Source organism: Vibrio sp. Isolate22 (assembly GCF_022398115.1).
GTDB lineage: Bacteria > Pseudomonadota > Gammaproteobacteria > Enterobacterales > Vibrionaceae > Vibrio.
Window position 1 is genome coordinate 46454 of sequence record NZ_JAKEUW010000027.1, and the last position, 22817, is coordinate 69270.

Sequence of the window (22817 nt, forward strand, 5' to 3'; positions counted from 1 at the left end):
AGTCTTAACGGTGATCAACTATTTGTGATGTCTATATGTAAAGTTATTTTTAATAAGTAAAAATAAGAAACCTAGTGTCGATATCACGATTTGTACTTGGTTTATGTAGATTTACTTGGACCAAGAGCTCATATGTTTAATATCAATAGGATAGGGCGTAGCAGCCAGGCGTAGAGAATAAGGATGAGAGCTCATCCTTATAAATGTGAGGAAGATATCGAAATGTTTGGGTGTTAATTTAACTTGGGAATTAAGTTAATTATCAATTAGCCTTTATTCTCTTTCTATATAATATCGATAAGGTCTTAATTATTTAATGGTAATACCCAAACCAACGATGCCAGCGGTTTTAATTCAATATTGAAACCGCCAACTCCTTCCTCCACGCGTAATTCTTGTGACTGAATAGATTCGATATGTTCATTAAGCAAGTAACCACCATCCGTAATTTTGACTGTTTGGATTACATCACGTGGAATAACCAAACAAACACGCTCTGTAGCGTGTTGGCTGAAGTTCGCAGCAACTATTATTAGCTCTTGGTCGTCATAGCGTAGAAAAGCGTAAACCGAATCACTCAAATTATTGCTTTGGTGTAAGTCTCGGTAATGTCCTGTCATTGAAGAGTGCTCGAGCGAAAAGTTCATCACCTTCTGATAAAAGTGACGCAGTTGCTTTTCGTTATCGTTTAATAGCCCGCCATCGAATGCGCCATGGTTCATCCATTTTTGATGCTGTGGGACGCCGATGTAGTCAAAGATGGATGTACGAGAGGGTTGCCCAAAACCCGCGTTCTCCGCGCCCGGTTCGCCCGCCTCTTGTCCAAAATAGATCATAGTCGGTGAACTGCTCAATAAGGTGCTGACAAGCATTGCAGGCTTAGCAATATTAGGGTTGCCTACAAATTCAGGAGACGCGATGCGCTGTTCATCATGGTTATCCAAGAAGTGCAGCATGTGGTGTTCTATGTCCATCATTTGATGCTGAATCTCGGGAATGATGGCTGTTGAAGCTTTGCCCTGCATAACAGCTTTAAGTCCATCGTATAGGTCTACTTTGTCGTATAGATAGTCCATTTTGCCTAAGTGGATGTAGTCGCGGTATAAGTCTGGCTGATACACCTCTGCCATGAGAAAGGCGGAGGGGTTTTGCATCTTTATGGATGAGTTGAGATAGCTCCAGAACTCGACTGGTACCATTTCTGCCATATCGTAACGAAACCCATCGACGCCTTTATCTAACCAGAACAAGGCGATGTCTCTTAACTTAACCCAAGAGTTAGGCACATCGATCGATTTCCAGAAATCGAAGTGCTCTCGGAAATCACGTTGAGCATAGTCACTCGGTAATTCAGGGAAATCTTTTGAACCGTCAGGGCGTACGCCATAATTGATCTTCACGGTTTCATACCAATCGTCGAAGTTGGGTTTCGCTAGGCGTGAGCCATTACCAGTCCATTTAGCGGGCATTTCGATAAACGGAGAGCTTAGGGCTAGGTGTTGTTCACCACCAAGTGGGATAAAATCGGGCTCGATATTTGGCAGTTCAAAGGTGCTGTTAGGGATGTAGTAGAAGTTATTGTCTCGGTGGTATTCGAGGGTTGTGTCATCGTGAGCACCAAAGTCACTGACGCCTTGTGGGTTATTCAGCCCCTCATAATGACGCGCAACATGATTAGGGACGATATCGATGATCACCTTTAAACCGTGGTCGTGGCTTCTTTTTATTAGCGCCTCAAATTCCTCTAGTCTGTGCTCGGGATTATCAGCGAGATCAGGGTTAACTGAGTAGTAATCTTTTACGGCATAAGGAGAGCCCGCACGCCCTTTTACTACGCTTGGGTGATCGTCTGAAATACCAATGTGTTTGTAGTCATTGATTAACGCGTGGTGAGGAACTCCGGTATACCAAATGTGAGTCATTCCAAGCTTGCGAATTTCAGACAGCGCTTTGTCTGTAAAATCACTGAATTTACCAACGCCATTTTGTTCAATGGTGCCCCACGGGACATGTTGGGTGTTTTTATTGCCAAATAAACGCGTAAAAACTTGGTAGATGGCGTACTTTTGGTTGTACATATTTATAATTCCTTTAACTTCCATCATGTTATGTAGGGATGAAAGGGCTTGTTTATTTTTTGCAGGCTAACCGAATTACAATACGCCTTACTCATCCTTATCAAAATCTACAGGGCGTAATTGCCACAGTATGTGAGCTGTTACCCAAAAGGAGTTGATGTTGTCTTCATCTATTCAAATCGCTATCACTTATTTGGTTCTGGTGGCGGTGTCTGCGTTGTTTGCGGAAAGTTCTAAAGTAATGCTGGCGTGGTATTTGGTTATCGGTGTCGTGACGCTTTTTGTGTACGCAAAAGACAAGCGAGCCGCGACTAATGGTAATTGGCGCGTGCCAGAGAAAACCCTGCACATCTTTTCGGTAGCTGGTGGTTGGTTAGGGGCTTTGATCGCACAAGATAAGCTACGTCACAAAACACAAAAACAGCCGTTCAGAGCGATTTATTGGTTTACAGTGGTTATCAATGTAGCGGCGTTTGTCTGGACGTTAACGCCGAGCGGGCAGGTGATGTTTGGTCGCTGGCTTGGTGAGCTTGTGAGTTACTTTTAACGAGAATAACGGTTAGCAGCTGAGTACTAACCGTGACAATATAGAATTTACTCGACTAGAGCATCGGAATTGTCGATGCTAACAGCAAGCCCGCCATACCATAGTTGAAGCTTTTGATGCGGACTGGCGTTGTTAGCCAATGTTGTAGCTGCTTGCCTGCTGCTGTCCAGAAGGTTACCGATGGCAGGTTGGCTAGCGTAAAAATGGCTGCGATGATTGCAAGCTCCCACCATGAACTACCACTGCTATAAACAGAAATGGCTGTCAGTGCCATTGACCAACCTTTCGGGTTAACCCATTGAAAACTTGCCGCGCCAATGAAGGTCATCGGTTTATAAGCTTCGGTGCTTTTCGCTTTTCCACTCTTGGCTATTTTAATTGCGAGGTACACCAAGTACGCAAGGCTCAGGTATTTCAATACTTGGTGAGTCACTGGATAGGCGTTGAAAACCCCCATTAACCCAAAGCCAACTAATAGCAACATAGCCGCAAACCCTAAAGCAATACCCAGCATGTGCGGAATGGTACGGGCAAAGCCAACATTGGCACCTGATGTCATAAGCATGATGTTATTTGGACCCGGCGTGAAGGTCGAGACAAACGCAAACAAGGCAAGTGCGCTAAGTTGTTCTAAAGGCATAATGGTTCTCCAGCAATAAAATGAACGAAGTGACTGACCGGTCATGACTTTCACGTGTTGAGAAACATAGTAGGTGGAAAGTGAGGCAATTATGTGCTTTTATTTCCTCTATTATCACTAAATGCACAATAATAAGTACTTATGGATAGATTTGACGAAAGGATATTGCAAGAGCTTAAGTTGGACGGCAGAATCTCCAACATTGAGCTCTCAGAGCGGATTGGTTTGTCGGCTTCAGCGACGTTAAGGCGTGTACAAGATCTTGAGCGCAAAGGCATCATTCAAGGTTATCGTGCTGTTCTAGATAACAGCTTAATGGGTGTAGGTTTTATCGCCTACGTTTCGATTGGTTTATCAAGCCACAAAAAATCTGCTCAATTGGAGTTTGAAGAGCACGTTGCTATGGAGAAAGAGGTGGTCGAATGTCACAACATCACCGGTGCCAATGAGTACTTGTTGCGAGTCGAGACTAAAGACTTACCGAGCTATAAGAAGTTTCATGCCGATGTGCTAGGGGAGTGTGCTCAGGTTCAATCCATCACGACCATGGTGGTGATGGACACTCCTAAAGATGAACGTTAATCGAGCTTAATATCAGGAGCGGCACAGTGCCCAATACCAATCAGTTGTTATTATTCTTAGATGTGGTTCAACAAGGATCGTTTACCAAAGCGGCAACCTTGCACGACATGGACAATTCCTCACTCTCTAAACAAATCAAAAAGCTTGAGCAAGACTTGGGTGTTCAGCTACTCAACCGTTCTACTCGTTCGTTTTCTTTGACGTCGGCTGGGGAAGATATTCTCGCGCAGACCTATGTGCTGAAAGACACCATCAATCAGATTCAAGGTATAGCTGATTCGTATCAGTCTGAACCTAAAGGCGTACTGCGTATTACATCGCCGATCTATTTTGGTCAGCAATACCTGCAACCTATCATCACTCAGTTTATGAGAAAGTACCCAGATGTTCAGATCGTACTTTCACTAGACGACAAGATCGCCAACATCATTGCAGGGCAGTTTGATATCGCGTTTCGTTTCAGCAAGTTGGTGGAATCAAATCTAATTGCTAAGAAGATAGCCGATAGTAACTTCATGCTGGTCGCCTCGAATGATTTTGTGAAGCAGCATGGGGAGCCGAAAACGCCACAAGATCTGTTGTCTCTGCCTGCGGTGATTTATACCAATGGTGATATGACGGTGGATCATCTGCGAATCAGTGAAGAGCCGCATGGCAACACCTTCCAAAGCTTGACGATACGTGGCAACTACAAGGTGAGTGATGTTCGTACTATGGTGTCTTGTGTGAAAGATGGCTTAGGTTATGGCTTTCTTGATCAATCAAACCTGTACGCCTCCATGAAAGAGTTGGGCTTAGTGACACTGCTTCCTGATTATGCCATCTCCACAGCGGATACCGCCATTTACGCCGTCTACCCACACCGTAAGCAGACCAAGCTAGTGAAAGAGTTTATCACCTCAGTGCAAGATTATATTGGGTCGCCGACGATTTGGGAGAAGATGCAGCAAGATTAACGGTTTCTCTGCAATATCAAGTCAAAAAAGAAGCCAGAACGTCACACGAACTGGCTTCTTTTTACTTTTTTAGCGCTCACTAATTTACAATGTAAAGTTCAGCTATAGCTAGTGTGAGCGGCTCTTTTTCCACAAAGAGTACGTCTTCAATCGAAGTTAGTGCTCGTGAATCACCTCTTTACCACTTGGGTAAGCTTTTGTCCCCAGTACGTGGCCATCCACTTCTTTGCCATAATAGCCTTGATGGTTGTGGTAGCGTTCTGCATTTGCAGTCACATCGCCCTTGTACCTTGGATCTTGTGGGCGCTCATGGCTATTTACAAACGCGGCCACATCCCATGCCTCTTGAATGGAAAGTTGCTGACTCTTACCAAGTGGCATGTTTTCGTAAATGAAGTAAGCCGCTGTGTTTATACGGTGCATACCGGCACCCCAGTTAAACGCGTTCTCACCCCATAATGGTGGGAAGTAAGAGCGACCATCAGCTCCTTTAATGCCTTCGCCATTTTGACCATGACATGTTTGACAGCTGGTTTGGTAAACTTTCTCGCCACGTGCGATAGAAGGTTCTTGTTCTGGGTTAGCGATCTTAGGATAGCCACGGCCAGCCAATTTGCTTCTGTCGTCGATTGGATATTGGCTTAACAGCTCTTCAGGAAGAGGGAAGCTTTCTGATTTACCACCAACCTGCAAATCTGCATCGCTGATCTCAGGAACTGGCGAGTCTTGCATACCGTTTTTATCTAAGATGCCACCCATCGCTAACCAGTAGGAATAAGCGCTGAGTGCGACCAGTTCTTTTGAATCGAGTGCTGGTGCGATTCCGTTCATTGAGTAGGTGAAACAGCCTTGAATGCGCTCAGCGTAGCTGTTGACCTTGTCGTTTTTCTTGCGATAAGCAGGATAGGCCATGTACGCGGTCCAAAGTGGCGCTGCATTGGGCTTCATGCCTGCTTGCATGTGGCAGTTAACACAGTTTTGCTCGTTGCCGACGTATTCGCCGCGCATCTGTTGCGAGTCAACAAACAGTGAGTAACCTAATTTGACTTTGTCGCCAAATTCTCCCGCTGGGATATCCACTAAGTCGCGTGGCACTAGGTACTTGTTGTCTTTCACTTTTTCGACGGCTGGCAGTTAGGTTTGGCGATCAGGTAATTCACCGTCGGCATAAGCGAGTCCAGAGGCAAGGGTTGCGGAGATTAAAAGTAGTGTTTTCATGCTAGCCCTTTAGTATCGAAAAGATGCGAAGTAGTAAGACAGGTTTTTGATCTCATCGTCGGTCAATTTGCCTGCGATGTTGCCCATCATGTTCAAATCATCACCCTTGCGAGTGCCGTTTTTCCATGCGTTTAGCTGAGATTGAATGTAGTCGGCATGTTGGCTCGCAAGGCGTGGAAACTTGTCTAAGCCCATTCCGCTTGGTCCGTGGCAGGTAGCACATGCTGGAATGTTTCGGTCCCAGTCGCCCTGAAATACAAGCTTGCGATACGGGTTCTCGAGATCCGCTTGTGAGCCACGCTGTTCTAAATCGGTGAATTCGTATGAAGGGAGAGAGGCAAAGTATTCGGCAACTTCACGACGAATAGCAGGATCCGACACGCCATCGGCCATGCCTTTCATGATCGCGCTTTGACGCTCTCCACTAGAGAATAGAACCAATTGATGTTCTAGGTAGTCAGCATTAAGCCCAGCAAGCATAGGGGCGATGTTAGGCATACCTTTCCCGTCAGCTTGATGGCACCCGCTACAGGTTTCTGCGGCTTCGGGCATAGGGTTAAGCGCTGCTTGTGCAAAACCGGATAAAGAAAGGCTTCCTAAAGCAGCGATGCAAAGCGTGAGAGTTTGAGTTTTTATATTCAGCTTAATCATGAGGCGTCGCTATTGGTTGTAATGCACGCATTTTCGACATAATTGATTGCTCGCGCTATTGTGGATTTCCACATTAATTCACTCGGAACTTGAGGAGAGTCTCACGTAAATAGGCTCAATCAGCCTGTTTTGACCTTAGAGATAAGCATAGTTGCTTGAGGGCGGTGGGGCTAAAACTTAAAGGGAAGTGGTGAAAAGAATAGATAGAGGAAGGTTTAAGTTGAATGAGGTATCTGAAAAAAGAGCAACTCCGAATAATGAAGTTGCTCTGTTTATTTTATTATTGGACGAAGGTTATCGAGAATTAGACCTTGTAGATCTTCGCCGGAAGCGCCTGTCTTGCTGCGGCGCCGACTACCCAATCAAGCATGACTCCTTTGCCTTCTCTCGTCGGGTCAATCAGACCAATATCATTGATGTTAACGCCATCGTTGGACTTCATCTTCACTGGTTGTTGTGTGTCGCCAATCCAGTGTGCACGTTCCCCGAGCTCTTTGTGACCAAAGCCATGCTCAAAGCCTAAGGTTCCCGGCTTGATGCCATCAATCACCATCGCCAACGCCTTCGTGGTTGCGCTCGGCGTTTCAATGGCAAATACGTCACCGGTTTTGATGCCCGCTGAAGAGGCGTCTTGCGGGTGAATGTACACCGGATTCACACCCTTGATAGATTCTAAGCGTGGTGACAAGTTAGACACCGCACTATGAATATTGGATTTAAAGTTAGTCAGGGTAAATGGCCACTCTTTTGTTGGGAACTGCTCAGCTAAAGGCGTTCCGTCTGCAAGCTTTTGTGGATGCCACGTTGGGCAACCTATGTATTGCTCACCACTGATGGTATTGCGAGAAGTACCGAGCTTTTCATTCCAGATAGCTAGTGGTTTGGTCCATTTGTACTTCATTGTTTTATTAGTGTAGGCATTGGTGGCGTCCTCAAAACGACCTCCACGTGCAAAAATGTATGCCACCTTGAGCATCTCTTCTGGCTTGAGCGTTTTGTTCATCACTGGCATTAGGCGCTCTAGGCCAGACCAAACAATGTCATCTGCATCTACATTCGGCACGCCGCCTTTGGCAAATGCTAGGTTAGCCGCAGAGCGAAGGTAGAAGTCTTCAGCGCTATGAATACCGTGCCAATTGCCTTGGCTGTCTTTGATTGCATTTTCACCGAAGCCACCGAGATCAAGCGTTTTTGCCAGATCAATAAAGAAGTTCTCTAAGTTGATGGCGCGTCCGTCTTGCGTGCGTGAGGTCTTAGGTTCAACAATCGGCCAGCGAGCAGTGATCGCCTTAGTTGCAACGCCATGCCAAGGTGTTGCCATGCCCCAGCTTTCGTAGGTTACCGTGTCAGGCACGAGATAATCTGATAGTGCTGTGGTTTCATTAATGAAGGCATCGATAGAGACGATCAAACCCAATTGTTTTGGATCTTTAAGTTTCTCGCCTAATAGGTTGTCTAACCCCGGAACGCCATAAAGTGGGTTCGCCATGTGGTTGATCCACGCTTTTGCGCGATATGGGTAGCCATCAATCGCCGCTGACAAATGCTCGGTTAGCAGCGGCGCAGAGATTGGGTACCACGGAGCACGTGTTGGATAAGGTGACTCACCGGCAGCAACACGGCGTTTGAATTCGCTGGTTTTGTGATATGGGAATTTACTACGAGATAAGAACACACCTTGCGGCTTCGTCTTACCTTTGAACTTGGTAAAGTCGTAACGAGAGCCTGCAACAGAAGTTGGGTAGCCACCTGCTTTTGCCATCGCACCACCTTTCGCGTTGATGTTACCGATCAGCGCGTTCAGCATTAGGATAGAGAACGAATTGTAGAAGCCATTGGTGTGCATGTTGCCACCGTGAGTATCGACGACGGCTTTTGTCCCGTAACTGGTGAAGCGTTTCGCCAGTGCAATAATCTGATCTTGTGGGATTTCACACTGCTCGCTGTAATAAGCAAGGTCATATTTGAAGGCTTCTTCTTTCAATCTTTGTAGAGAAGACTTCACACGAACGGTTTGACCATCAATTTCTACGTCTTGATCGACAAATAACGCCGCCTCATCGACCTGCACATTTGATGTTAACAGTGACGTTGTCACATCCAGTGCGATAAATGCATCATCGTCAGACATCGGTTCGCCTGTTTCTAGCAAGCCAATATCCGATGCGCGAAGCATGCGTCCGTTTTGTGGGTGCGTTTCGTCGCTGATCACTAGGTGAGATGCATTACACCAGTGTGTAGTACCTGCTTTCTTCATCGCTTGTGCGCTCGGGCGAGACAAGAAATCATGATTGTAGCGCTGATTTTCGATGATCCACTGGATCATCCCCAGAACTAATGCTGAATCGGTGCCCGGTTTGATCGGAAGCCAGTTGTTGCGATCACCCGCCGCAAGGCTTGACGATCCTGCAGGAAGGCTTGGTGTCACTATGGTGTAGCTCAGTTTTCCGTTAGTACGAGCCTCGGCCAGCTGTCGTGCTTGGCGCTTAAATGGGTTGCCTGCTTGAGCCGGAGACATACCGATGAACAGAATGAATTCTGCGTTGTTAAAGTCGGGTTTTAAGTGTGAGAACTTGTCCAAGTCATTCATGATTGCGCCAGAACCTGCGCGGAATGCGTAGCCACAGTAAGAGCCGTGGTGGCCGAAGTTACGAGTACCATAGCTGTTAAACGCAAAGCGTTTCAAGATATCATCACGGCCTTCATTGCCGGCATTGGTTACCAATAACTGGTTGGCTTTTGGACCGTATTCAGGGTTGTTTGGGTCTAGCGGTGTTTCGATGTCGCGAATCGAGCGTAAGCCTTCCACTTCGCCTTCACCGAACAAGTCACCCCCTTCAGTGATCTCAGAGATTAGCTGTTCGTAGCTGATTGGTTCCCACTTGCCTTCACCACGCTTACCAACACGTTTTAGCGGTTGAGTGATTCGGTATGGGCTGTTTTGAATCTCTAACATGCCGTTACCACGGGCGCAGGCTGTCGAGCGATTATTGATGCCTGATTCACCAGACAAGCCAATATAGGCCTCTTTCACCGGTGTTTTGAACGGGATTTGCTGATCACTTGAAAGCGGGTGATATGGGTTACCTGAGATACGTAAGATCTCATCGTTGCGGTTATCGATACGCACACGCAAGCCACATAGTGTCCAGCAGCCAAAACACATTGATGGAGCCACGCGTTGGTTTGGGTTTGGCGAGATCTTACCTTGTTCATCGACACTGTATTCCGTCTCTAACGAATTGCCGTGATGGATGTGTTTAGTTTTCTTACCCGCAGTGCCATCGATAGCACCGTGAACCATGTGTTTTGTGGTTGTCGCATAACCTGCAGCAAAAGCTCCAACACCACCGGCAGCAAGGCCTGCTTTTAAAAATTGACGACGTTTGTTATCCATGATGATTCCTCAGACTACAAGCTATGTGAGCGGTTAAGTGGTGATGATGTTTTTGTTCCAGAGCCAGTAGACACGATTTCAGAAGCGAACAATGCAAGCGCTAACCAGAGACCACACATACCAACAATGCCAAGTAAACCTGAGCTACCCATTGGCATTTCATAAGGGAATGCACCTACATCAAAACGTGGAATGGTTTGAACTTCCATCATGGTTACCCAGCGTACTGCCCATGCTGAAACTATGGTCGAAAGTGCTACACAAATAATTCCTAGTTTGCTTTGAGATAAGCGTTGTAGAGGTAAAACCGAGATCATGCACAACAAAATGCTGGCGGTCATGATGCCCAAATTAATGCCCCAAGCGTCGTCCTCATACAGGTTGAAGTGACCATGGTTAGAAGCCCAAATCGACGTAAGAATGATGGCGAGGCCGCCTGTTAAGGTAATGGTTCTTTGTACCAGAGCGAGGTCGGTTGGTTTTAAGCTTGGCTTGCTTGAAGGCAGAAAAGCCCAAATCACCAGCGTTAAACCCGTTGCAGCAAAAAATGCAGTCGTAAACCAAAGCAGTGGAGAAGCCGGTTGATGCCAAAGTGGTCGGCTCGCCAAAATTGCGATCTCGGCACCTGTGTAAAGCGCGATGCTTAGGCCCGAAATGGCCGTCACAGCAGCGAGTACAATCATTAGTTTTGCTGAAACCTGCCATTGGCCTAGGGTTAACCAAGACAAGCGCTTTAGAAGCGGGTTTTCACTTTCTTTAAGTTGTGCGATGTCATCACGCAAGTAAACCCAAGCCGTCGCGACAGCCAGACCAGAGAACAAAGGAAGAAACAGAGAACCCAGTGACATCCATGACCAAGGCGTGATGTGTGCGTAGAAGTGCCACGCACGTCCAGGTTGGTGTAAGTCACCAGTAAGGGCTAATGGTCCAACAATGGCGCCAATGGCCATCACTAGTACAAGGGCTGAACGGAATTGATGGCTGGTAGAGTTTTTGAAGAACAGTGCAATCAAAAACAGAATAGCCGCTGCGTAAGCTGAACCAATATAGAAGAAATATTGAACCGCCCACGGTAGCCAAGCAATCTCTTGAGCGGGAACTAACACCTCGGTGATATTCATGCTGTCTCTCCTTGTTTGCTAGAAGATGAGTTATCAATGGCGGCAGGATCATAAATCGCAGGTTGGCCTTCAATGTGACTAACGAATCGCTCGTTAATGCCGATATAGAAAACATGTGGGTTGGTATTCTGCTCTGGTTTAAGCACCTTGATGTCGTCTTGGTTTTCATTGAGCAGGCGGTTGATCTCGCTGTTTGGATCTTTAAGGTCACCGATTACACGTGCGCCGCCGACACAGGTTTCGACGCAAGCGGGTAGTAAGCCATCCTCAAGGCGGTGTGCACAGAAAGTACATTTGTCGGCGGTCAGTGTGTCATGGTTAATGAAGCGAGCATCGTAAGGGCAGGCTTGAACACAATAAGCACAAGCTACGCAACGTTCGTTATCGACCATCACAATGCCATCTTCACGTTGGAAGGTGGCTTGAACAGGACAGACTTTAATGCACGGTGCATTGTCACAGTGGTTACACAGGCGAGGCAGCATGAATGACTTCACCTCTTGTTGAGCTGTTGAACCATCATTGAGGGAGACTTCATACTGTTTTACGGTGGTTCTGAACTGGCCAATCGGTGCTTGGTTTTCAACGCTACACCCCACTGTGCATGCCTGACAGCCTACGCATTTACGCAAATCAATCGCCATGGCGTAGCGTTTACCCACTTCGCCTTTACGGTCTGGTTGGTTGTTATTGCGAATGGCTGTACTGGCAACTGCGGTGTTGATTCCGGTAATGGGAATGAGCGCAGCACCAGCGGAAACTTTGCCGAACTGGCTGAGAAACCGTCTTTTCAATGAGTCCATATTGGTACCTATAAATGGGTATTGGTTCTGTTGAGCTCATTGTCAGATTTTGACCCTACACGGGGTATTGTGGATTTCCACATTCCCAGATCAAAGTTGATCTAGAACAAATGTGGTTTTCGCTATCTAGCTGTTATGCTTTATTTAAAAGTGCTTCACGCATTGAGAAATCATTGAATAGGTAACCCGATTGAATAAAGAGATGTCCGTGACTGTTCGCAACTTCACTACATTCATCAGTACGTGCTGGCTGAGTTTGAGTGCAGGTATTTGTTTCGCTGCTCAAACGGAACCTGTTTCGGTAGCGACAAATACGATTGAATCAGAGCAGACGATTGAAGTGGGTGTTTTAGCCATCAGGGGCAAACTTGCAGCGCAACAACGCTGGCAACCAACGATGGACTGGTTGTCTGAGCGTATCCCAGGAAAACACTTTGTTCTCAAGCCTTTTAATTTGGAAGAGATGGCGGAAGCGGTAAAGAAGGTCGAGGTCGATTTTGTAATCACTAATCCCGGCCAGGCGGTTCGTTTAGGGCGTCAGTATGACCTCTCTTGGATGGCGACTATGACTAGCCACAACTACGACGACCAAAGTGTGAGCAGCACGCGCAGTATCGGATCGGCCTTGGTGGTCAGAAGGATGTCACCATATATCTCATTTGAACAGCTCAGCGGAAAGCCAATCGCGGCGGTTTCTGAAAATGCGTTTGGTGGGTATCTCACCATGCGTTACCAAGTGATGCAGGAAGGGCTTAACCCTAACCAATTTTTCTCTAATACCCATTTCTTGGGTTTCCCGATTGATGCGAGTCTGTATCAACTGCGAGAAGGCCATATTGAAGCGGCAGTGGTTCCTGCGTGTTTGGTTGAAAACATGATCAGCGAAGGATTGTTGGTGGCCGATCAATATCGTGTTATCGGCAACCAAGCGCCTGAAGGGTTCCGATGCCAAGTGTCTACACCTTTATATTCCAATTGGTCATTTGCCAAAACGGAGCGAGCCTCTTCTTCACTGGCTAAGCAAATGAGCCAGGTACTATTTTCCATGCCAAAAAGCAGTGCGCCTGCCATTGCAGCGAATGCTTCAGGCTGGACTTCACCAACCAGTTTGCTGCCTATCGACAAGCTCTACCAGCAACTCGACATGCATCCACTACAACAACCTTGGTGGAAAGAAGCGTTAATCTGGCTTAAGTACAATCAGCAATGGGCATGGGCGTTTTTCTTGTTAGTGGTGTTCTTGAATGCTTACCACTTTTGGCTTGAGTACAAGTTCAGCCGCAGCAAAAAGCAGTTAGAGGCGACACTTAACAAGCTAAAGAGTAAGAGTGAACAGTTAGAACATTCTCAACGCATTGCCGTCGTGGGCGAACTGGGGAGCAGCCTTGCACATGAGATCAATCAACCTTTGGCGGCTATTCGAAACTACAGTGAAGGTGGTCTGCTACGTATTTCCAAAAACAAACCAATCACCGATATTGAGCCGGTCTTTGAGAAGATCCAATCACAAGTGGATCGTGCAGACGCGATCATTCAGCGCCTAAGAAACATGATAAAGAAACGCTCAGCAGAGAAGTCAAAGACCGACATAGAGCAGTTACTAACGGACACTATTGAGCTATTGCAATTCCGCCTTGAACAGCACCAAATTACCATTGAGCGTTACGTCGTTGGTCGACCTATTGATCTCTATATTGACCCTGTGGGCCTCCAACAAGTGATAGTCAACCTTATCAACAATGCGACCGATGCGTGTAATGCCCAGCAGCACGCGATGTCTGATATTGATAACAAAAACGACGAGCCAGCGACAATTAAAGTGATTACCGAGTATCAAGCCGATAAAATGATGTTGTCGGTTATCGATAATGGCACCGGATTAGATTTTGCCGAGCATCAAGTGACTCAAGCCTTTGTGAGCAGCAAAGAAAATGGTTTGGGTCTAGGGCTTGCGATATGCCAAGACGTGATTGAAGACCACAGCGGTCAAATGAGCATTACGTCTCTCACTCCACATGGTTGTCACGTCGTGGTGACGTTACCTTTCTCTCTTTCAAATGATTCATGAGGAATCTTGTTATGTCTGAACTTCATCAAACGTTACCGGTCTATGTGGTTGATGACGATGAATCAATGCGCGATTCATTGGTGTTCTTACTGGAAGAGCATGATTTTACGGTGTCAGCCTATCAAGATGGTCCGAGTTTTCTCGATGCCGTTGATTTAAGTGCGGCTGGGTGTGTAGTGCTCGATAGCAGAATGCCGGAGATGAGAGGGCAGCAAGTTCATGAACTGATGTTGAAAGCACAGAGCCCGCTTTCGGTTATCTATCTCACTGGTCATGGTGATGTACCTATGGCAGTAGAAGCGCTGCAAGCTGGAGCGGTGAATTTCTTCCAGAAGCCGGTCAAAGGCGGAGAGTTGGCTGAGGCGATTAAGCAAGGTTTAGCGGCTTCAGAAAAGCATTTGCACATGAACGTCTACCGTCAGGCCTATGCTTCGTTAACTGAGCGCGAAATCGATATTCTTAAACAGATTATTGACGGCAAGCGCAATCAGAAAATTGCCGATGAGCTGTGCATCGCAGTAAGGACAGTTGAAGTTCATCGAGCGAGTTTGATGAAGAAGTTTTCTGCAAAAACGGTCGCTGAGTTAGCTTACATTTATGGGCAATTGACCTAATCATCGCAGCATTTGGTCATAAGTTTTGAATCATCAGTATCTGGTAAGCGGTTGAGCCTCGTTTGATGAAAGGTAAGCTCGAGAGAACACCCTTATTGAAGTAAGATCACACGATTTGTGGGTTGCGTACGGATTAGTCTTTGCAGACTTCTTATCGTTATGTATTCCTGAGATACTGAATCAAGTTTAAGGCGGAGCGTGTAGAGACAGCGTCTCTTGTCATCGTCAGGGCTAATAGCCCCAGAAATTAACTACTCAATATAGGCAGCTTGTGGCCGATATAGGGTAGAACGGAACCGAATTAGGTTAAACATTTTATGAGTACAATGGGAATCGCAATTGGTGCGACTGCTCTTTCGTTAATACTTGTTGCCGTGTGGCTGATTTCTTTATCACTGAGAAAACAGCGCTTGGAACAAGAACGTAAAGCGCGTGCTGTCGCTTACCGAAAGGCGATTGAAAAAGCACGTATCCAAGAGCAAAAAGAGCGCCACTTTAAAGCAGAAACCGGGCATGTCCCGTCGATTCTATTTTTGGCGAAAGAAGCGGAGCGTAACAATATCAAGGAAGCGTTATATTGGTACGATAAAGCGGCGCATTTGGATAACGTCAACGGCATGTACGGCATTGTTCGCTTGAGCATGAAGCGCAAAGAAGACCTGATCTTAAGAGAGCAAGCTAACTTTTGGCAGCTTGCGATCGCAGCTTTAGACAACGACATGTCGGCAAAATTTGAGATGGGTAAAGCGCTGGTTCATGGGCGCGGGACTGTAAAGAACATTCCCAAGGGTTACACCTATATTGAGGAATCTGCCGCTGGTGGTAATACCGAAGCGATGCTATTCATGGGTGACTGGTGCCTAGACAAAGAAAACCCAGACTACTCCGCAGAAAGCTCTGTTGATTGGTATCGCAAAGCGGCAGAGAAAAACAACCTAGACGGTAAGATTAAACTGGGTATGAGTTACTTAAATGGTGTCGGCGTAGAACCAAACCATGGTGAGGCCGTGTACTGGTTTGAAACTGCAGCAGAAAAGAACAGCGCAGAGGCGATGTTTAGAGCGGGTGAGGCATGGATAGACCATGGTGACAATGGTAATGCGATTGCTTATATCTGGCTATTCCTATCTGCTCATTTTGGCTATTCAGAAGCTAAGCAGCAGCGAGATAAAGTAGGCGGTGAACTAGGTGTCGATGCAGTTGTGGGCTTACAAGCGCTGACTAAACCGATCATGACGAAGCTTACCCAACAAGCCATTACCAAGCACTCAATAATCAAAGCACTCAATAAGCTCTACAAACGCAATATACCGATTCCAAAGAAAGTGAAAGAAGGGTCTGATGAAGAAGGTGAGTCATTAAATGTAGAGACTAGCCATCTAGAAACGCCGCTATCGAATGCTCAAGAAGCGAATACCGATTACAGCCAGCAACCGAACACAGAGCAAGCACCAACAGAGAAGCAAGCACCAACAGAGAAGCAAGCTAACCAGACTAGTGATCCGCTAGATTTTAGTCAGTCTAATTGGAGTAGAAGCTAGTTAGTGGTGTTCATTGGATTATCCATGGAACACGTTATCCATCGTGATAAGTTGAATACAGCTTGAGTGGATATAATGAAATTTAGACAACAAAAAAGGGAAGCAGATGCTTCCCTTTTTCTTTATATAGCTTTTGGCTTATGAGCGAATAAAGGCTAATTAAGCTTTATTCTGCTCAGCTTTGCATACCGCAGCGGTGAATATTACGTCTGTCGAGCTGTTAAGCGCTGTTTCAGCAGAGTCTTGAATCACACCGATGATGAAACCTACCGCCACTACCTGCATCGCAACATCATTTGAGATACCGAATAGACCACATGCAAGAGGGATAAGTAGCAGTGAGCCACCCGCAACACCAGATGCACCACATGCAGATACCGCAGCAACAAGGCTTAGTAGGATTGCAGTGAAGATATCAATCTCAATACCCATCGTGTGTACAGCAGCCAGCGTTAACACGGTGATAGTGATTGCAGCACCAGCCATGTTGATGGTTGCACCTAGTGGGATCGATACAGAGTAAGTGTCTTCGTCTAGGTTTAGTTTCTTACAAAGGTTCATGTTTACTGGGATGTTCGCAGCACTTGAACGAGTGAAGAATGCAGTTACACCTGATTCACGAATACATTGGAATACTAGAGGGTATGGGTTCTGCTTTGTTTTAACGAAAACAAGCAGCGGGTTAACCACTAGAGCAATGATTAGCATTGAACCTAGTAGTACCGCAAGAAGTTGACCGTAGCTTGCTAGCGCCTCAAAACCAGTGGTTGCGAAAGTCGCTGAAACTAGACCGAAGATACCAAATGGCGCTAGGCGAATGATGAAGCGAACAATGTGTGAAACACTGTGGCTTAGATCTTCGAAAACCGCTTTTGTTGTTGCAGATGCGTGGTGCAGAGCAAGACCAAGACCGATAGCCCAAGCAAGAATACCGATGTAGTTTGCGTTCATTAGCGCACTTACTGGGTTGTCTACAAGTTTAAATAGAAGTGTGTGAAGTACTTCAGCAATACCTTGAGGAGGGTTAGCACCTTCTGCGCCCGCAACCAGTGTCAAAGTGGTTGGGAACATGAAGCTAAGTACTACTGCTGTTAGTGCTGCAGAGAAAGTACCAATCAAGTAAAGCACGATGATTGGACGCATATGAGTATGCTGACCTTTCTTTTGGTTTGCGATAGAAGCTGCAACAAGAATGAATACTAAAATTGGGGCAACAGCTTTCAGAGCGCCAACAAACAGACTACCTAAAAGGCCTGCGTCTTGAGCTGCTGAAGGAGAAACCATGGCGAGAACGACACCGAAAACAATACCAGCAAGGATCTGTAGGACAAGATTCCCACGAGCGATGCGGGCGAGCATGTTGTGATTTTGCATAAAATACCTGCAATTGTTAATTTATTATAGTGATGTATCTTTTATAAAGTTGTACCGAATCCAACTATACACTAGTGGAATGGGCGGTCATATTAGCGGGATCGTAGCGGGTGTCTAGGAATAGTTTACTTTTAGTGTGATTGTTTGCACTACGTGGTGTTTTTAGAGCTAAATGTTAAATAAATGTATTTTGATTGAGCTATAAATCTGCAAATCCATATTTGATAGAGCTAATATACTGTAAATTAGAGGATGTAAATGGCGATTGGTAAGAACATTGTGTGCGTAAATAGTCGCTTCCCAATCACGCTGAAAGAAAAAGCCCCACGCGATCAACACTATGGGGCTTGAAGTTCTCGGTTAAACGATGAGCTATGAACTTAGATCGCGTTCATGTGCCAACTGTTTAAGCAGAACCTTTCTTAATGTTGCGGCTTTCTGACTGTACGTTTCGGTACATCTTGGAAAGCTGCTTATTGTTAGCTCGTTGCTCTGCAAGAGAAGCGCCGTTTCTTGCTTGTTCTCTCAGTAGCTTTTGATAGTTAGTAAATCGTCTCTCAGACAGCTCACCACTCTCAATAGCTACCCTTATCTTGCATCCCGGTTCTGATTCATGATGACAATCAGAGAAGCGGCAGTGCATTGCTAACTCTTCTACGTCTGAAAAAGTTTCACTCACGCCTTCAGCGCAGTCTGCAAGCTGTAGCTCTCGCATTCCAGGAGTGTCGAGTAGCAAGCCACCTGATGTTAGCAAGTGGAGTGATCGTGATGTCGTTGTATGACGGCCTTTACTGTCGTCTTCACGAATACCACCTGTTGCCTGCGATGTTTCACCTAGCAGTGAGTTAACCAAAGTCGACTTACCCACACCAGAAGAGCCCATTAGCGCGACGGTCTTACCGGTTTTACACCAAGGTGACAGTACTTGGGTTGAGTCTTGATCTAGGCTATTGACCGCTTCGATCATGAGCATCGGGTCTAAGCTTTGTACCTGTCGTACTTTGTCTTCGTAGTCGTCACACAAGTCTTTCTTAGTCAGGACGATAACCGCTTCCACTTGTGCTTCATTAGCGAGTGCTAGGTAGCGTTCGATGCGACTCAGATTAAAGTCGTTGTTCAATGAAACCACGATAAACACTGTGTCGATATTGGCTGAAATATATTGTTCAGCAACACGACTGCCTGCAGCTTTTCGGCTAAAGAGCGATTGGCGCTCTAGTAAGCGATCGAATTGCAGTTCAGAGTTCAATATTACCCAATCGCCAACGGTCATTGCCGGTTGGTTGTGATGAATGGGTAGAGTGATTTCGCCCTGTTCAGATGCCAATGTGTAGCCACTGCGATGGTGCGCGGTGATACGTGCGATCACTGAATGGTCGTAATCTTCAAGTGTTAGTTGTTGTTGAAATACAGGTTGCCATCCAAGTTGTTGAAGTGACATTGGATGAGAAAATGCAGTTTGTGAATTCATGTCTATTTACCCAGACGTGCGAGCTTTCATTTCTTATAAGAGCATTTACTTCTTGTGGGATCTCTTATCGTTGGTGAGACCAAAAGCGTTACAGGCTCAAAAGCGTCGAGACGTCAAAAATGCGTTAGAGTTTGGGTCGAATTCAAATAGATAGGACCCCGGATTGATTCATGCGTAGTGAGCATGCGTTGATCATGTTCGATCAAGTGTAAACCGGGTAAAAGTGTGCGGTAGCCAGCTGGTGGCTTAATGTTGGTAGTTCGAGATTAAAGTTGGTTTAACCAAACAAAATTAGCGCATTACTTTTACTGCCAGTTTTAGTGTTTTCGTTACAATCATCTTCTCTTCTCCTTGGTTATTAATGTGGTCACGCTTTGCACAGAAAGCGAACGGAGTTTAACAAAAAGCCACGATGGCGAGAAGTCATCGTGGCTTATTTTGTCTAATTTTTTACCGATGTGTGTTGCGAGTCTTAATAAGACTCGTGAGCATCAGTTTTTAGAATTAGTGATGATCATGATTCATCTTTTTCATGCCACTCATCACTTTCTTAACGGGTGCTTCGAAAGTTTGTGTTTCGCCATTCGCGAAAGTCAGTGTCATTTCGATCTGTTCACCTTCTTTCAGGCTGCTTGCTAGGTCAAACAACATGATATGTAGGCTGCCTGGCTTCAGTACCACTTCACCATTTGCTGGGATTATAATCTGTTGAACCTGACGCATTTTCATCACGTCACCTTCAACGATAACATCATGAAGCTCTACCTTACCTGCTGCTGGTGTCGTTGCAGAAACGATAGCGCGGTCTTTGTCACTATGGTTCATCAGGGTCGTAAATACTGCGCTGTTTACCGCTGTTGGCGGTGTCGCACGAGCGTACGCGTCATGAACCATGATGTCGCTTTTTGCGTGAGCAAGAGGAGTGAGCAATAAGCCTGCTAGAGCAAGTGCTTTTAACTTCATGTTGTTGTCCTTATTGTTTTATGTTTTGGTCTGGGACCTGACTTTACGTTTCGAACTCTATTGGTTGAGTTCTTTATTTTTGTACACGCTGTATCTAGAGTTTCTTAGCACTCTAACGCGTCAATGTGTTGATCGCTTCAACAATTGGCGCAGGCGTCAACGTGTGCGGTACTTTAGTAATCAAGGTACCGTTGGGCTTTAAAAAGTAGAAATATGAACTGTGGTCAAGTGTGTATTCCAGCTCGGAACCTTCAAGCTGTGTCTTTCTGAAAATAACACCGTATTTATGTGCCAGGTTCGTAGTTACATCCAATGGACCACTCATACCTTCAATCATCGGGTTGAAGTACTGCGCGTATTCATATGACGCTTCCGCCGCATCGCGCTCTGGGTCAAGAGAAACAAACATCGGGCGAATTTTGGCTTTCGATTCATCAGAGACTTGGTTAAGTGCTCCAGCTAGCATTGCTAATGACGTTGGACAAACGTCAGGACAACGCGTAAAGCCAAAGTAAACGATACGAATTCTGTCATCGGTTTCATCAAAGAGTTTTATTGGTTGGTTGTCTTTTCCAAAAAGCGTTGTTTCGGAGAATTGTTGTTTTTCAGCGTGTTGCTCTTTAGCCTCTGTTTGACCATCGAGATAGCTTTTTACTCCAAAGCCAAGTACAAACGCTACAACCAACGCTAGCGACCAATTCTTACTCATCTTGCCATCCTTATTGCAGGTTTTACGGTTTCAACACCATCAGTTAGCTCGCCAAGCCAAGTCATGTGATCCATGGTACACACGGGTAAAATGACATCACCTTCATAGATGTTGTTACCAATATTTTTTAACTGGAAACGTGCTGAGCCCATTTCCATCTCTAAACCGGTCAGCGATAGCATCAAGGTTTCAGATGCTGCGCCGTCCCACACCACTTTGATTTTTGTTGGGACTAGAGGTTGAGCTGTCTCATGCTCAAGGGTCATAGCAACGCTGTCTTGCTCACACGATGTTGTTGAAAGCATGCAGTAGTCATCTAAGTTGACGTCAGGAGAGTGGCTCTCTACTACGGATTTAAATTGCTCGACTGCCTGTGGTCCATAAAAACCAGCGACCAGCGCAATACCGAGCGCAGCAACCTTTAATGCTGGGTGCATGTCGTGTTCTCATTTGATTTTATAAGAACGGCGATGGTATCACACCACTCAATACGTGCTTGTATCAAAAAGCAATTTTGTGCGTATGGTAGATATAAAAAAGCGAAGCCAGTAGCTTCGCTTTGATTCAATTTACTGGCACGTTGCTATTTAAGCAAAGCACCCTACATGCGAAATGTCGCTCGATTGTTAGAGGTTAGTCAGCATTGCGCTCGGCGAACTTTTCTAAGCCAAGAACTAATGCGATGGCAACCAGCATCATGACCACAGCCAAGGTTAGTTGAGAAGGCTGAGAGGTGACGGCTTCGAAGTTAAACGGAGACAAGTTCTCTTGAATGAGAGGCACTTGCTCACCTTTAGAGTTGATGCGCCAGCTGATGGTCTCTTTCCAAGGCCAGATCTTAGGCAGCGTACCAATCATCAAACCGGTTAAGAACACAAGCGTGAAGTCGCGGAATGAACGCAATAGCCAAGACAGTACATGTGAGAAAGTCAGCAGACCGATCACACAGCCTGCAAGGAATAGGGCAAGTACGTCAATTTGGAATTCCTTCACGGCGCCAAGTACGGGGCCGTACATACCAATTAACAGCAAAATGAAGCTGCCTGATATGCCAGGTAAGATCATCGCACAGATCGCGATCGCACCTGCAATTAGGATGTTGATGCTGGTTGGCTCCATTTGCAGTGGTTTAAGCACTGTAATGCTATAAGCAAAGGCAACACCAAGCAGTAAAAACACGAATCGAATGATATCGCGCTTTTCTACTTGTTTAAGAATATGGAACACCGACACCAAAATCAGGCCAAAGAAGAACGACCATAGAGGTACGGGGTGAGTGACCAATAACCAAGAAATCAGTTTTGCGAATGTCGCAATGCTGGTAAATACGCCTGCGAACAAAGAAATTAAGAAAAAGCCATTAATGTGGTTAAACGCAGCTTTGAAGCCTTCGCGTTTCCATAAACCAAGTACGCTAGGGTTAATTCTGCGAATGCTCTCTAATAGCGTATCGTAGATACCTGTGATGAATGCGATGGTGCCGCCTGAAACGCCTGGGACAACGTCAGCTGCGCCCATGGCCATGCCTTTGAAAAAAGTACTTAAGTAGTTCATTGCTTCATAGAGTTGAGGGTGATTTCGTGCAGTATACAAACTTTGCTGTCAAAAAAGTATGAATATGCTACTGAGAAGGTGCTTTTCTTACTCTCTTAATTGTAAGGCAATACGTTGATGTGAATATCAGCCTAACATTTAAAATACAATCACTTAGTAATTTATCATTAATGCTAGGGATGAAACTGGTCTCTTATCAATATTGCATCCTGATTGCATTATGCAAATGCACTTTGCAATTCGCATGTGAAATTAGCCGTTTTTATGCGATGCAGGGCTTATAAAAGGTTCATCGCGGCTTTCCGGGGAAAGCCGCTTTTATCTTCAAGAAGAAGTAGTCTGTATCTCGATACCCATACCCCATTCGCTTGATTAACTTTATTTTGTTGTTTATCCCTTCCAATGTGCAGGTGTTGAGCGGATAACTTGCCGATCCAATAATACCGTGAAGATAAGGCCTCAGTTTTCGTGCGAACTCTTTCAATGGCTTAATTCCACTTTCTTGCACTTGTGCCCACCATACCTCCCAG

19 protein-coding genes and 1 pseudogene are annotated in these 22817 nt (G+C 45.8%); 6 read left to right on the forward strand and 14 right to left on the reverse strand.

Translation table 11 applies throughout. From position 1 onward, the window contains the following. Positions 1-305: 305 nt before the first annotated feature. On the reverse strand, positions 306-2078 hold the full coding sequence (locus L1D55_RS15865) for an alpha-amylase family glycosyl hydrolase (RefSeq protein WP_239918095.1): 1773 nt from the start codon (positions 2076-2078) through the stop codon (positions 306-308). Between the two features lie 157 nt (positions 2079-2235). On the opposite strand from L1D55_RS15865, the gene L1D55_RS15870 reads away from it, so the two are divergent. Further along, the gene (locus tag L1D55_RS15870) at positions 2236-2625 is read left to right on the forward strand and encodes a DUF1294 domain-containing protein (RefSeq protein ID WP_239918096.1); all 390 of its coding nucleotides are present in this window, start codon (positions 2236-2238) and stop codon (positions 2623-2625) included. A 55-nt stretch (positions 2626-2680) separates the two neighbouring features. Here the strand turns inward: L1D55_RS15870 and L1D55_RS15875 are convergent, their stop codons facing one another. Beyond that, positions 2681-3265 carry a LysE family translocator gene (locus tag L1D55_RS15875; RefSeq protein WP_060980635.1) on the reverse strand — a complete coding sequence of 195 codons (585 nt, stop codon included), beginning with the start codon at positions 3263-3265 and terminating at the stop codon, positions 2681-2683. 141 nt (positions 3266-3406) lie between these two features. Here L1D55_RS15875 and L1D55_RS15880 point away from each other — a divergent pair, with 141 nt between their 5' ends. Together L1D55_RS15880 and L1D55_RS15885 are read left to right on the forward strand one after the other, a co-directional pair. Then, positions 3407-3847: an Lrp/AsnC family transcriptional regulator gene (locus L1D55_RS15880; RefSeq protein WP_060980634.1), complete on the forward strand. Its 441-nt coding sequence runs from the start codon at positions 3407-3409 to the stop codon at positions 3845-3847. Positions 3848-3873: 26 nt separating this feature from the next. Next, positions 3874-4803 carry a LysR family transcriptional regulator gene (locus L1D55_RS15885; protein WP_063525381.1) on the forward strand — a complete coding sequence of 310 codons (930 nt, stop codon included), beginning with the start codon at positions 3874-3876 and terminating at the stop codon, positions 4801-4803. A 156-nt stretch (positions 4804-4959) separates the two neighbouring features. Here L1D55_RS15885 and L1D55_RS15890 read toward each other — a convergent pair. The 5 genes and pseudogenes from L1D55_RS15890 to dsrO all read right to left on the reverse strand — a co-directional run bounded on the left by L1D55_RS15890 (position 4960) and on the right by dsrO (position 11993). Next, positions 4960-6021: pseudogene (locus tag L1D55_RS15890) on the reverse strand (c-type cytochrome). Positions 6022-6030: 9 nt separating this feature from the next. Then, the gene (locus L1D55_RS15895) at positions 6031-6672 is read right to left on the reverse strand and encodes a c-type cytochrome (RefSeq protein WP_239918097.1); all 642 of its coding nucleotides are present in this window, start codon (positions 6670-6672) and stop codon (positions 6031-6033) included. Between the two features lie 304 nt (positions 6673-6976). Beyond that, complete coding sequence (locus L1D55_RS15900) at positions 6977-10069, reverse strand: tetrathionate reductase subunit A (protein ID WP_239918098.1); 3093 nt, start codon at positions 10067-10069, stop codon at positions 6977-6979. A gap of 14 nt (positions 10070-10083) precedes the next feature. After that, on the reverse strand, positions 10084-11190 hold the full coding sequence (nrfD, locus tag L1D55_RS15905; protein WP_239918099.1) for an NrfD/PsrC family molybdoenzyme membrane anchor subunit: 1107 nt from the start codon (positions 11188-11190) through the stop codon (positions 10084-10086). After that, positions 11187-11993: a sulfate reduction electron transfer complex DsrMKJOP subunit DsrO gene (dsrO, locus tag L1D55_RS15910; RefSeq protein WP_239918100.1), complete on the reverse strand. Its 807-nt coding sequence runs from the start codon at positions 11991-11993 to the stop codon at positions 11187-11189. Before dsrO ends, nrfD begins: the two co-directional genes overlap by 4 nt. Positions 11994-12201: 208 nt before the next feature. On the opposite strand from dsrO, the gene L1D55_RS15915 reads away from it, so the two are divergent. The 3 genes from L1D55_RS15915 (at position 12202) to L1D55_RS15925 (ending at position 16216) form a co-directional block, all read left to right on the forward strand. After that, on the forward strand, positions 12202-14061 hold the full coding sequence (locus tag L1D55_RS15915) for a sensor histidine kinase (RefSeq protein WP_239918101.1): 1860 nt from the start codon (positions 12202-12204) through the stop codon (positions 14059-14061). Between the two features lie 11 nt (positions 14062-14072). Continuing rightward, the gene (locus tag L1D55_RS15920; protein WP_239918102.1) at positions 14073-14675 is read left to right on the forward strand and encodes a response regulator; all 603 of its coding nucleotides are present in this window, start codon (positions 14073-14075) and stop codon (positions 14673-14675) included. Positions 14676-15001: 326 nt separating this feature from the next. Further along, a complete protein-coding gene (locus L1D55_RS15925) occupies positions 15002-16216 on the forward strand; it encodes a tetratricopeptide repeat protein (RefSeq protein WP_239918107.1) in 1215 nt (404 codons plus the stop codon). 159 nt (positions 16217-16375) lie between these two features. On the opposite strand, the gene sstT is transcribed toward L1D55_RS15925, so the two are convergent. The 7 genes from sstT to L1D55_RS15960 form a co-directional block, all read right to left on the reverse strand. Further along, positions 16376-17590, reverse strand: coding sequence for a serine/threonine transporter SstT (gene sstT / locus L1D55_RS15930; RefSeq protein ID WP_239918103.1), 1215 nt, complete (start codon positions 17588-17590; stop codon positions 16376-16378). A gap of 406 nt (positions 17591-17996) precedes the next feature. Then, positions 17997-19061: a ribosome small subunit-dependent GTPase A gene (gene rsgA / locus L1D55_RS15935; RefSeq protein ID WP_239918104.1), complete on the reverse strand. Its 1065-nt coding sequence runs from the start codon at positions 19059-19061 to the stop codon at positions 17997-17999. A 504-nt stretch (positions 19062-19565) separates the two neighbouring features. Continuing rightward, positions 19566-20024: a copper chaperone PCu(A)C gene (locus L1D55_RS15940; protein WP_239918105.1), complete on the reverse strand. Its 459-nt coding sequence runs from the start codon at positions 20022-20024 to the stop codon at positions 19566-19568. A 112-nt stretch (positions 20025-20136) separates the two neighbouring features. Beyond that, positions 20137-20733 (reverse strand): SCO family protein, encoded by a 597-nt coding sequence (locus L1D55_RS15945; RefSeq protein ID WP_128165084.1) that lies wholly within the window; start codon positions 20731-20733, stop codon positions 20137-20139. Further along, positions 20730-21170 carry a hypothetical protein gene (locus L1D55_RS15950; RefSeq protein ID WP_128165082.1) on the reverse strand — a complete coding sequence of 147 codons (441 nt, stop codon included), beginning with the start codon at positions 21168-21170 and terminating at the stop codon, positions 20730-20732. The genes L1D55_RS15945 and L1D55_RS15950 overlap by 4 nt, the downstream gene beginning before the upstream one ends. Before the next feature lie 196 nt (positions 21171-21366). Beyond that, complete coding sequence (locus tag L1D55_RS15955) at positions 21367-22287, reverse strand: DUF368 domain-containing protein (RefSeq protein WP_004740444.1); 921 nt, start codon at positions 22285-22287, stop codon at positions 21367-21369. 289 nt (positions 22288-22576) lie between these two features. Next, on the reverse strand, positions 22577-22817 hold a 241-nt coding region (locus L1D55_RS15960), incomplete at its 5' end, for a transposase (RefSeq protein ID WP_239918106.1).